Source organism: Marivita sp. (genome assembly GCF_051859345.1).
Taxonomy (GTDB): domain Bacteria; phylum Pseudomonadota; class Alphaproteobacteria; order Rhodobacterales; family Rhodobacteraceae; genus Marivita.
Genome location: NZ_JBHYFV010000108.1, coordinates 1 through 872, shown reverse-complemented (window position 1 = coordinate 872; position 872 = coordinate 1). Strand labels below are relative to the sequence as shown.

Genomic DNA, 872 nt, shown 5'->3' with positions numbered 1-872 from the left:
CTGCAATGGCATTTCCGCACCCATGGCAAGGCCAGCCCCTCTGAACCCGTGCTGCGCGATTTCCGCAATATCGAAAACCGCGACGCGGTGCTGAACTATGCGGGCACGCAACCCCGGCTGGATGATGCGGGCGCACCTGTCACCCGCTGGGATGGGGTTTCCACCATCACCCACCCGGTCACAGGCGAACAGGTGCCGGACCCGGAAGCGCGCGTGGCGGTGCAAGACTATCTCAAACCCGCCCCCGCGAAATGGCCAGAGGCGGAATTCATCGTGGGCAACCCGCCGTTCATCGGCGCAAGCCGGATGCGCGACGCCTTGGGCGATGGCTATGCCGAGGCGCTTTGGAAAGCCTATTCGAAAATGCCCCAGAGTGCCGATTTCGTCATGTTCTGGTGGGAAAAGGCGGCACTGGCCGCGCGGGGCTACAAGCCTGCAACCGCCAAGGCACGCGCCAAGGGCACGCGGCGTTTCGGGTTGATTACCACCAATTCCCTGCGCCAGACCTTTAACCGCAAAGTGCTGGAACCGCATCTGGCCGACCCGAAAACCGGCCTGTCCCTGACCTTTGCCATTCCAGACCACCCTTGGGTGGATGCAGGCGACGGGGCGGCGGTGCGGATTGCCATGACTGTGGCGGAACGGAGTAAAGCCAACGGGCGGCTGCTGACCGTGGCCGAGGAAGTGCGCGGCCAGACCGAGGCCGAGGGCCGAAGCGTGCGCTTCGACATATCAAAGGGCAAGATTTTCGCCAATCTGCGGATTGGGGCGGATGTGGCGGGGGCGGTAGCGCTCAAGGCGAATGACGGGATTTCATCCCCCGGCGTGAAGTTGCACGGCGCGGGCTTCATTGTCACCCCAGCCGAGGCCAG

The 872-nt window shown here is 64.0% G+C and carries 1 protein-coding gene; it reads left to right on the top strand.

What is annotated here, in order from left to right:
- Nucleotides 1–872 (top strand): DNA methyltransferase (locus ACTIEN_RS22265; RefSeq protein ID WP_439525320.1); only part of this gene is annotated, 872 nt, incomplete at both ends.